The following is a 9,932-nucleotide window of genomic DNA, read 5'->3' as shown; positions in this document are numbered from 1 at the left end:
GCGCAAAAGCCGATCGGCCAGCCCATCGACGCCGCTGACGGCGATCTGTTCCTGGAACGCATTGACCCGGACATGGCGGCCGATCAGTTCCAGCCGGCGCAGTCGATCGCTCAACTTGATTTTCTTGACGTGACCTACTTGCTTGCGATCTTCGCCAGCGCCCGCGAAGCTCAACTTCAACGCCAGCGACGAGGCCCTGACGCCAAATGCTCGGCCAGTCGTCGATCGGCTTGAGGTCGCCGGCCTCCGTGTAGAGGTCAGCCAGATCAGCCTCGGCCTCAGCAACGAGACGACGGAGCACCCAGGCGGCATCAGCCCGGCTATCTCGGAGCGCTCCCTCTTGGCGGCGTCGATTGCCTTTCGAACGTCTTCGTTATCCAACAAGCGAGGGCCTTGCTGATTGGCAGTCCGTTCCGAATAGCCGGCACGGATCGCTGCTTGCGTCGCATTGAGATCGAGCAAGAAAGTTTCGACAAACCGTTGTTGTTTGGGCGTGAGCGCCGACATCGTCGCGTTGGACCTCATTAGAGGTCAACGGATAGGCCGCGAATGGTTGTCGCGAAAAACGGCGTACCAACTTTTACCAACATCGGCGGTGGCCCGGAGCAGCGGCAACGGATCATCGGCCTGCGGTGGCGAGGTATTCCGCGTCAGCATAGCTGGCTCACTTGCTGGAACAAATCTCGTGTGCTTTCACGCCAGCGGGGGGCCTGCAGATCGACAAGGCCATGATGATCGTTGCGTACCTCACTCTTCTCACGTCGTGCTTTGTAATTGCATTGCGATCCGCCATGGGGCCCCGACGTCGCGGCCGGACCGACACTAAGAAATAATTCGGCAGGACAGCACTTCGGAGTACGAGATGGTCCGAAGGCAGTGAGCGCGACCGGTCTGTTCCTGCGATAGCGCGGAGCGCTCGCCGGCTATCCGAACCTTCACCGCAGCGTGTCCAAGCCCGGCTTGGCATTGATCGGAGACGCGGCCCTATCGCTCGATCCGTTGTGGGGCATCGGATGCGGCTGCGCGTTGCAGTCCGCCGAGTGGCTGACGGGCGCTGTCGGCCGTGCATGGACGAGTCCGACGGATCTCGACCGCCGTCTGTCGGCTTATGCAAAACGGCATCGGTCCGAACTGGCTGGACATCAGTTTGGGATCGAGGATTTCTCGACGGGACGCCCATTCAACTTCCTCGAACGCCTAACGTTCTCGGCTGCGGCGCGCGATCCGATGTGCGCCGATACTTTCTCAGCATTCGGAAGTCGTTGTATTGGCGTCCGCCGATTTCTCCGCCCCGACGCGTTGGCTCGCGCAATGTGGGTAAACGCTCGCCACGCGCTCAGCGCTGCAAAGATGCAACCGAGATTGCAATAATACTTCTCGCACACGTAGACGATCCCGTAGTGTGAACTATTGCTTCAGCCGGAATACCAAGCCCATTCTGGGCTTTTTGACGAACACTACGATGTGCTTTGATGGCCCTTTTCGCACATGAGCGTTCAGGCTGACGGGGGCCGCTTACGAACGGATTGTGTTGTAAAACTGGTCCGGACGCGATTGCAGAGCTTAGTTGTGAGTTTTAAACCGGCCGCTTGTTTGCGTTCTCCCTTGTGTTGGCTTCGCTGTCCATTCGTGGGCAGCAATGCTGGGCAAGTCGCTGCCAGAGGTGCCGGGCACGGAAGAGAAGCCTGGCGAGCCGCCTTAGGTTCTGCGCGGTAGCTGTAAGCAGCACTTCGTCCCTGACGCCGCTCAAGCCTCGCAGCCGAAGCCGGTCGAGCCGGAGAATGCGCTTCATGTGCGCAAATCGCATCTCGACCTTCTTGCGCTCGCGGCGCGACTGCTGGAAGGCTTCCGTATTGGCTAACGCCCGGACATGATCCCGCAGATCTTCGTTGAGGTCGCGGGTGATTTTGCGCACGATCGCCGTCGTGCACTTCGGCTTCAATGAATAGCGCGAGCAGTCGCTCTTGCTGGCCCTGTAGTAAACGATGTGGCCTTGATCGATATTGCCTGTGCTGGTCAGTTCCGCGCCGCCTGGGCAAACATAGATGTTGCGCTGTTGATCGAAGACGAAGTCGGCACGGCTGAATGTGCCATCGGGGCGTGCCGACTTGTCCCACACCGGTACGTGCGGTGTAATGCCGCGATCCACCAGCCATTTGAGCAGTCTGACCGCGCCATAGACCGTGTCGCCCGCGAGCCTTCTGGGCCGCAGATCGAAGCGGCGCTCAACGCGATCCACCATGGTTTGGGTGACGGCATTCTCCACGGCTCGGTTCGCCCGAGTGCCCACGGCATCGATGATAATCCCGGCTTTATTGTCGATTAGGTAGTTAGCATCATAGGCAAAGAATGGGTCCAAGCCCGGCCTCGCAACCCATGTGGCTTGCGGATCGGTGGCGAGACTTCTTTGGGAGGCTTGCGTCGATCGCCGCCTTCGCCCGAACCGCCACGGTCTCCACCGCCGCGGGCGGCTTCAAGGGCTGCGAGATACTCGCGAACCGCATGGGATGCCTCCTCCGTCTTTGGCCATGCGAACGACTGGTCGCCGGGGATCCGCTTTGTCTTGTTCACATCCGCCTTGATCAAGCTCGCATCGATCGAGAACGCTTCGCCTCCAACCAGCCCGGCCGCAATGCACATCGCCACCACGCCCTCAAATACCCGGCGTAGGGCGTCGCTCGCTCGGAAGCGTTCGTGCCGCGCACGGCAGAATACAGAGTGGTCGGGAATCTTGTCTTCGATACCGAGCTTGCAGAACCAGCGATAGGCAAGGTTTACTTGAACCTCGGCGCAAATCCGTCGTTCGGAGCGGATCGCAAAACACATAGCCGACAAGCAGCATCCGGATCATCAGCACCGGGTCAATCGAGGGCCGGCCGGTGTGGGAATAATATGGCGCCAACTCCTTGTGCACCCAATCTAGATCGAGCAAGCCGCCGATCTGCCGGGCTAGATGATCGGGTGGGATCACCTTGTCGAGATCGAACGAATAGAAAAACTGTCCTTGCCCGTCTTCCCGCCGACCCATCATCCGCTGTTCCCGCTGATGCCCTTTCAACCAACGGAATCACGGATCGTGAGTCGTCTCAACGGGAGTTTTGGCAACACAATCGGGGGAGGAACGGACGTAGCTCAGACGCGTGAAAACGGCCAAGCATCGCGCGGGAGGCGTGCTATCGTTGTACCTTGTTACGATGGGCGGCTGCCTCCAGAGCTTCCCCGATCAGCTGAGGGTTGCTTGACATCGGGTCGCCACAGGGACGCTAAAGGCTTCCACTGGGCTCGCAATGCGACTTCCTCCGGAAGCAGCCGCCAATCCATTTCAGGGTCCACAAGCCACCAGTATCCATCGTCGACCGCTGGCTGTGCATTCGGGTAATTGTCCAGCAGATGAATGTCAGCAACACGCTGGGCTTCGTCGAGCGTGGAAAAATTTGCGGGCTCCCCGCGGCCGTTCAGCAGTGAGAACTCATCACGATATGCTCGCCATCGACCTCGTTGATCTTGCTCCACACTGAGATGTGAGTAGCAGGTCTCTTTTTCGGACCAGCCCGCGCGCTTGCGAACCCACTGCGCAGGGGTCCTTTCATAGTAGTCCGCGAGGGCAGTGACGCATTCGTCAAGGGTCTTGACCGTGGCGACCTCAATCAAACCCTCGTCCGCCGGAACGGCGCAGGCGAACACCCGGTATGGACCTTCCCGCACGGTTGTGGCTGGACCCTGCCCACGACGAAGTTCGCGTCGTCATTGATAATACGAAAATTTTCAAGAAGCAGATATCTCATGGGATCATCCCCTGGAGGTTAGGGCCGGTGTCGCCGGCGGTTCTTGTCGTTCGGGACGACTACATTGTGCGGACAGAACGTGCCCAACCGCGCGTAACGGTATTTCCGGCTCGGCCCCCCGGCATTAAGCGGCGCGATTTGATCGGAATGAAATGCAAGTCGCGCATGATCGCGGCAAGGCGGCGCGCGGTGCCCGTCGTAGCTGGCACACAAACAGCGTCGAGTAGTGCTGCAGTGCTGATGGTTTCCTTACCGCGCACAGCAGCTGCTACCTTTTTGCGCCAAGGGTCGTCGTGACACCAATCGAATTCGGCGCGGGTTTGTGCCAATTTTCCAAGAAGCGACATTGATCATCTCCAGCCAGCGATCGCTGCCTCGCGCACCGATCCGCCACATGTTCTCGTACCCACAAATCTGATTGGAAACAGTAAACCCGGGGCAAACGTTCGGTGTACTCTCTTCAAAGATTTCAAGGTGGGACGCTAGCACGAGCGATGCTGTGGAGTGGCCATCCACAGGCGCTGGGGGGCAGGGCGAGATACCTTTACACCTAGGTAGAAGAAGGGCGCAGGCATAGGCGATCGTAAGGTCCGTCAGCCTGACTGAGCTAGGAGAGTGTCCGTCAGTTCAAAAGCCTTGTCTTTATTGATCTGGACAGACCCTGATAGACCCTGACGGACAGAATAGACATTTGAGCCGCGTTTAGGAGCACACTTGCAGCCATTTGCACCACTGGTTTCCCCGTCCGGATAGGCTACAGGAAATCACCGTCAGCGGCGTCAGTCCGTCAGGTTAGTTTCAGCTTCCATTACAGCTTCGCAGATACCAGTGTGCACCGCTGGGCTTGGTCGTTCGTCGACGCCTATTACAGTCTCACATTTGCGCTTGGCAACGTCAAAAGGTACTCGTGCCGCCGCTTGGGCCATGTTCTGCCGAAAGGTGGGACGCACGTAGCCTCGCACAGGCACTCCTCGAATAGTGACGTTGCCAGACTTATTTCGTTTCCAATCGCCCGCATGCTCCATGGCCTTGGCAAGTCGTTGGCCGTGACCCGAGTTTTGTTGCGCTTTTGGAATTTGAAGCACCACCGTCAGCAGGTCGGCGCTAGCAACGCGTTCATAGCCATCGTCGGACCTATGGATGATGTGTTCCGGTATATCAACCAAGAGATCTTCCCAAGGGTCCGCCACGCGACGCTGCTCCTGAATTTCGCGGGCATCACCCCACAAGCTCAGATGCAGCCCGATGCTTTCGTCGGCCGCTTCATAAGACGCCGCTTCGCCCAACAGCTGCTCACGGTCGCGTTTTAGTGCCTCGATATTGACCTTGCTGGTCTTAAGCGGCCACCATCGGCGATTACCAGTCTGGGAAAGTAAATATGTGTCATCGTTGTCGTGGCCCACTCGATCGAGCGACGAGGCCGATCTTCCCGAACTCGACCGTAAGCTGGACGTGCACGATCGACCTGACGACTTGCAAACGCCTTTACCTGTTCGATGTCGGCGCGCTTCATTCCCGCAAGGTCAGAAGCTGCGGCCGCTGACCTCATCTTCAATGACCTGCCATCGTTCGGACGTAGCGGCAAGCTGCGCAGCCACCGGCTCGTAACATGCGCCAATATAAGGTCCAAGAAATACCTTTTGCCGCAGTCGCTTGCCAACCACCCGAGGGTCGTTGAGCAGCCCGAGCACATGATGTGCATCGCCGAAACCCGCTGCGGGGGCATCGAAAAAGCTATCAAGAGGGATCCGATGCCTTTCTGAAAAAGCGACAAGTTGTGGAGAGTTCGGAGACAGTCGCTGACTTACATGAGAACGGTGAGACGGCGGCTTTCTCTTCGGTCGCGCAGGACTACAAGTGTGTATTGAAGAGCCTTCTGAGGCTTCGACGATGATGGGAGCGGCCAACGGCTCCGGATGCGAAGCCGTTGCATTTGGTTTCACCTGGATAGAGCGAGTGGGCCGCCAGCCGAAAGTCCTGATGGTGACGTTAACAATGCCGATCGCAATCAATGCAAACAGAGCGATGCCCGCGATTCCGACCAGTGGTGCCGCAACCGCTGGGGCAAACAGGGCCAAGACACTGATTACAACTGCCCAGACAGCCAACCAGTTTGCGTCCCAATTCAGCCAGCTCCAAAAATTGCGGGACTTGGCTGTGCCGAGGTCATCTGGATCCACTACTGGAATTGCTTGGGTTGTTGCAGCGTCTGTCGCGATCCCCCTGTAGCGCTCTTTCCTAATGATGGTGACATCCGGCAGTTTGGCTTCGATCGCTAACATCGGGTCTTGACCAGTCCGCTCTGCAAAAAATGCCTCTTGCCGGATTAGGATTTCTTTCGACGAAAGATTGGTTGCGGTTCCTGCAAGGATCGACTTGAACCGCTCTTCGGAGATTTTCATTGGAGCTTGTTGTCTCAGACGGGTACGGCTCGCAGGCCGTGTTGCGGATGCTATGATCGCAATACCCGCGCTTTCCAAACCTCGTCTATAAGTCGTTAGGTGAGTGGTAAATGGATGCAAGGCGCGGCGCTACAGGCTATCTATCTCGTACTTCTGTCCGCCATTTTATACGCCAGTCGACAGCCCTTCCGTAGTCCCACGGAGTTCTCGCCCGCACTGAAGGGCTGTAGGCTTTGTTCAGCCAGCGCGGCTAATGGCCATACTGGGGGCTGAACCCGTTGTGGCAAGGCCCGACGTGTGTCGTCCCACAACGTCATGCGTCGGGCCACCCTCCAGCAATCGCAACCTATCCTTTGCCCGCTCTCCAGCATCGCCCTTTCAACCTCAGACGCTAGCAACGACAAGTGCGCTGCTAGCCAGTCCAATAGGGGCAATCTTAAAATGCGTTTGGCACTGTCTCTTACCCGTCGTACAGTGCGCCTTGGGTTGGATTGCGGACCATGGTGCAAGAGCGGCCAGTCCCGGTCGGACGAAGGTTGGCGGCGATAGTGGCCGCCGACGTGGCTGGCTACTCGCGCCTCATGCATGATGACGAAGAGACGACCCACGCCAAGTTGTCGGCACTACTCGCGGACAGTGTCACGCCCGCTATTGCAGAACACGGCGGTCGCATCGTGAAGAACACGGGCGACGGGTTCTTGGCGGAGTTTCCAAGCGCGGTGGAGGCGGTTCGTGCTGCTGTGCAGTTTCAGAGCCATGTCAACGAGCAATCAGGCGAGGAGGTGAAAGACGAGCGCATTGCCTTTCGCGTGGGCATCAACATTGGTGACGTAATTGTCGAGGCTCATGACATCTTCGGCGACGGAGTTAACATCGCAGCACGGCTTGAGGGCATCGCAGAACCCGGCGGAATCTGCATCTCGTCTTCTGCCTACGATCAAGTCCGAGGCAAGGTTGGGGTCGAGTTCACCGATCTGGGCGAGCAGAACCTCAAAAATATTGCCCGCCCGGTTCGAGTTTATTCTGCCACTCGGGTCGGCGCAGGGCTTCCGGCACTCGCAGAAGCGGGAAACTTGCCGGCCCCATACAGCCAGCCGCTGCCTCTCCCCGATAAGCCGTCCATTGCAGTGCTGCCGTTCGAGAACATGAGCGGCGATCCCCAGCAGGAATACTTCGCCGATGGAATGGTTGAGGAGATCATCACTGCGCTTTCGCGGTTCAAATGGTTATTCGTCATCGCTCGCAATTCGAGCTTTACGTTCAAGGGCAAAGCCGTCGATGTGAAGGAGGTCGGACGCAGGCTTGGCGTCGGCTACGTCCTTGAAGGGTCCGTGCGAAAGGCGTCGGGCAAAGTCCGCATCACGGGGCAGTTGATTGATGAGATTACAGGGGCGCACCTATGGGCGGACAGGTTCGAGCGTGACTTGTCGGATGTCTTCGCTCTGCAGGACGAAGTCACGGTCGCCGTTATTTCAGCCATTCAGCCAAAATTGCTTCAAGCGGAAATTGCATTGGCGACGAGGCGGCGACCGGAGAACCTCACCGCATATGATTTCCATCTCCGAGCCATGCAACAGTATTACCAAACGACCCGTGAAGGGTTGGCCGAGGCCATCAGGCTTGCTCATCGCGCTTTGGAGCTGGACCCTCGGTTCGGCTTGGTCGCGGCTCTGGCAGGTAGCTGTCACGGGCTCAGCGTCCTTTTGGGCTATGCTGCCGATCCTCAAGTCGAGCGCAAGGAAGCAGTTCGGCTGCTTCGTCTGGCATTGAGGATCGACGATGGTGATCCAGAAACGTTAGCATGGGCTGCCATGACCTCGGCGTTCATGGTGGACGATTGCGAAGGTGCGATTGAACTGGCCGACCGGGCGGTCGCACTCAACCCGAATTTATATTGGGCCTGGAACAGCAGAGGCTGGGTCTATAAAGTTGCGGGGCTATCGGAGGAGGCGCTCCGCAGCTTTGAACGTGCCATTCGGATAAGCCCGATAGACCCGCTGCTGCACCGGGCATTGGTTGGGAGGGGGTTGGCCTTTATTGAACTCGGTCGCTTTGACGAGGCCATAGTCGCAGCGAAGAAAGCCCAACGTCAGAGCCCCTCCTATTCGCCAACTTACCGCTGTCTTGCGTCCGCGTTCGCCCATCTCGGACGTGACGCTGACGCGCGTGAGGCGGCGGCGCGTGTGCTTGAGACCGATCCAGGCTTTACCATCTCTTCGTGGATCGCTCGGGGCGGGCAATTGAACTCGAAGCTGCTGATTGAGGGCCTTCGGAAAGCAAGGTTGCCCGAGTGAGTGCAGTCTTAGTTCACCCATGCGAGCAGTGAGTAGCATCGTTGGGCCGGGGCTTACGCAGCTCATGACGGTTAGTCCGCTCTTCCTATGTCCTAGACAGCCCCTTAAACGAGCTAGCCCGCAGCAAGCCTTCCGACGTGACGTCGCGGTACTCAACGTCGGCAAAGAACTTCGGTTCGACCCATGTGGTCTGGTCAGCTTTGATTGCTGACCACGGTAGTGCGCTACTGATCTGTCTTCAAAGGATGCGAGACCGTGTCTTACAGAGAGGTCGTCTCGATAGTCGCCGAGACCTTGAGGACAGGCCCCTCACCGTCGCGGACCTCGACGGCAATGCGTCCCTCTGACTGCCGAGACGTCAAGTCCTTCACGGCCTGGCCGACCATCTCCAGCGCTTCCTTCAGCGCGACGGTTGCGCTGGGCAGTTCCTCGCCAGCGTTGTCCCTGATGATGCCAGCGGCATCGTAAAAATCAAAATAGAACCTTGCCATTATGGGCATATAGCCCCCGCCAATCATCCTTTAAACTTAGAATAATTGTTGGTTGTTGCCAGCTTGTTGGTTTGACAGGCCAATGAGGCTCGGCGCTAGTTTCGTGCTGGCGGCCTTTCTTCGAGCACCTGACCAACGTCAGGCTCTTCGAGGCCGTCAGCGCGGACGCATTCGCAGGGCATCCCCGCTCCGCACTGGCAACCCAGTTCTGTCCATGCACGGGTCGGATGGTTCTCGCACACCCACCCGATGCCGAAACAGACTTTGCATTCAGGATCGATCATGAGACAAGTTTGATCGATTGGTGACGGTACGCATCGATTGCGCAGTTTGAAAGAACGAGCCTGTGCCGTTCGCCGCACCTGACCCTTTCGATGATTTCATCGAGCAAGAAATTGGCAAACCAGTTCGGCTCCCCGAGTTCACCTGTTCTCTCAAGGACACTCCAGGCAATCGCGAAGGACTGCTCTATTAGGTCGGTGTCGGTCATGCGGGTAGAACGGCTCGCAATCGCTGTGTTCCTAGACCGAAAGGCAGCCAGACAGGACGGGTGCTGACCTTCTAAGCCAAGGCACGATGCACACCAGTCAGATTGCCAAGTCGGTCGGGCTGGACAGCGGCACGGATCAGGCAGAACCCGGCCAACGCTGAGAAAGCAACTTGTCACTTGAGGGGGCTGTGAGGTGATGGCGTGCCACTGTGATACACCGCGCCGCACAGTGTTCGGACACCCTTCCTGACGGATTTTGAACACATAGCTTCTATGCGTGGCCATGGTGTCGCACCTTGGCCGCGAGTCTAGCCGATAAGATGATGTGCGCTCATGACGGGCGTAAAGGGGACGGCTCCGGTGCTTCCCCAGCCCCAGCGCTGGGGCCGTTCAAAATCATAGTTTGCGAGATTGGCACGAACTGTACATACGCCCAAGCCAAGGCCGAAGTAAGCTTTGTAATTGTCCGC

The 9,932-nt window shown here is 58.0% G+C and carries 7 protein-coding genes and 2 pseudogenes; 1 reads left to right on the top strand and 8 read right to left on the bottom strand.

What is annotated here, in order from left to right; genetic code table 11:
• The 5 genes and pseudogenes from CQ12_RS18840 to CQ12_RS45130 all read right to left on the bottom strand — a co-directional run.
• Nucleotides 1-507 (bottom strand): terminase small subunit (locus tag CQ12_RS18840; protein WP_198164195.1); only part of this gene is annotated, 507 nt, incomplete at its 3' end.
• Between the two features lie 1,171 nt (nt 508-1,678).
• A pseudogene (locus tag CQ12_RS18835) lies at nt 1,679-3,031 on the bottom strand (IS1182 family transposase); the annotation flags it as partial.
• 813 nt (nt 3,032-3,844) lie between these two features.
• Complete coding sequence (locus CQ12_RS43945; RefSeq protein WP_157088326.1) at nt 3,845-4,132, bottom strand: hypothetical protein; 288 nt, start codon at nt 4,130-4,132, stop codon at nt 3,845-3,847.
• A gap of 432 nt (nt 4,133-4,564) precedes the next feature.
• A pseudogene (locus tag CQ12_RS42490) lies at nt 4,565-5,298 on the bottom strand (VapE domain-containing protein).
• Between the two features lie 10 nt (nt 5,299-5,308).
• Nucleotides 5,309-6,187 (bottom strand): hypothetical protein, encoded by an 879-nt coding sequence (locus CQ12_RS45130; protein WP_198164193.1) that lies wholly within the window; start codon nt 6,185-6,187, stop codon nt 5,309-5,311.
• 500 nt (nt 6,188-6,687) lie between these two features.
• Between CQ12_RS45130 and CQ12_RS18815 the strand changes: the two genes are divergently transcribed.
• Nucleotides 6,688-8,481, top strand: a complete 1,794-nt coding sequence (locus CQ12_RS18815) for an adenylate/guanylate cyclase domain-containing protein (RefSeq protein ID WP_057836799.1) — start codon at nt 6,688-6,690, stop codon at nt 8,479-8,481.
• Between the two features lie 85 nt (nt 8,482-8,566).
• Here the strand turns inward: CQ12_RS18815 and CQ12_RS47455 are convergent, their stop codons facing one another.
• The 3 genes from CQ12_RS47455 to CQ12_RS18805 all read right to left on the bottom strand — a co-directional run bounded on the left by CQ12_RS47455 (nt 8,567) and on the right by CQ12_RS18805 (nt 9,462).
• Nucleotides 8,567-8,686: an ATP dependent DNA ligase gene (locus tag CQ12_RS47455; protein ID WP_347337436.1), complete on the bottom strand. Its 120-nt coding sequence runs from the start codon at nt 8,684-8,686 to the stop codon at nt 8,567-8,569.
• Between the two features lie 55 nt (nt 8,687-8,741).
• Nucleotides 8,742-8,972, bottom strand: coding sequence for a DUF6894 family protein (locus tag CQ12_RS18810; RefSeq protein WP_063799771.1), 231 nt, complete (start codon nt 8,970-8,972; stop codon nt 8,742-8,744).
• A gap of 280 nt (nt 8,973-9,252) precedes the next feature.
• Entirely contained in the window at nt 9,253-9,462 is a 210-nt protein-coding gene (locus CQ12_RS18805; RefSeq protein WP_057836797.1) for a hypothetical protein, read from the bottom strand.
• Nucleotides 9,463-9,932: the final 470 nt, after the last annotated feature.

Source organism: Bradyrhizobium jicamae (assembly GCF_001440395.1).
GTDB classification, from domain to species: domain Bacteria; phylum Pseudomonadota; class Alphaproteobacteria; order Rhizobiales; family Xanthobacteraceae; genus Bradyrhizobium; species Bradyrhizobium jicamae.
The sequence above is the reverse complement of the archived record's forward strand: the minus strand, read 5'-3'. Positions and strand labels throughout refer to the sequence as shown.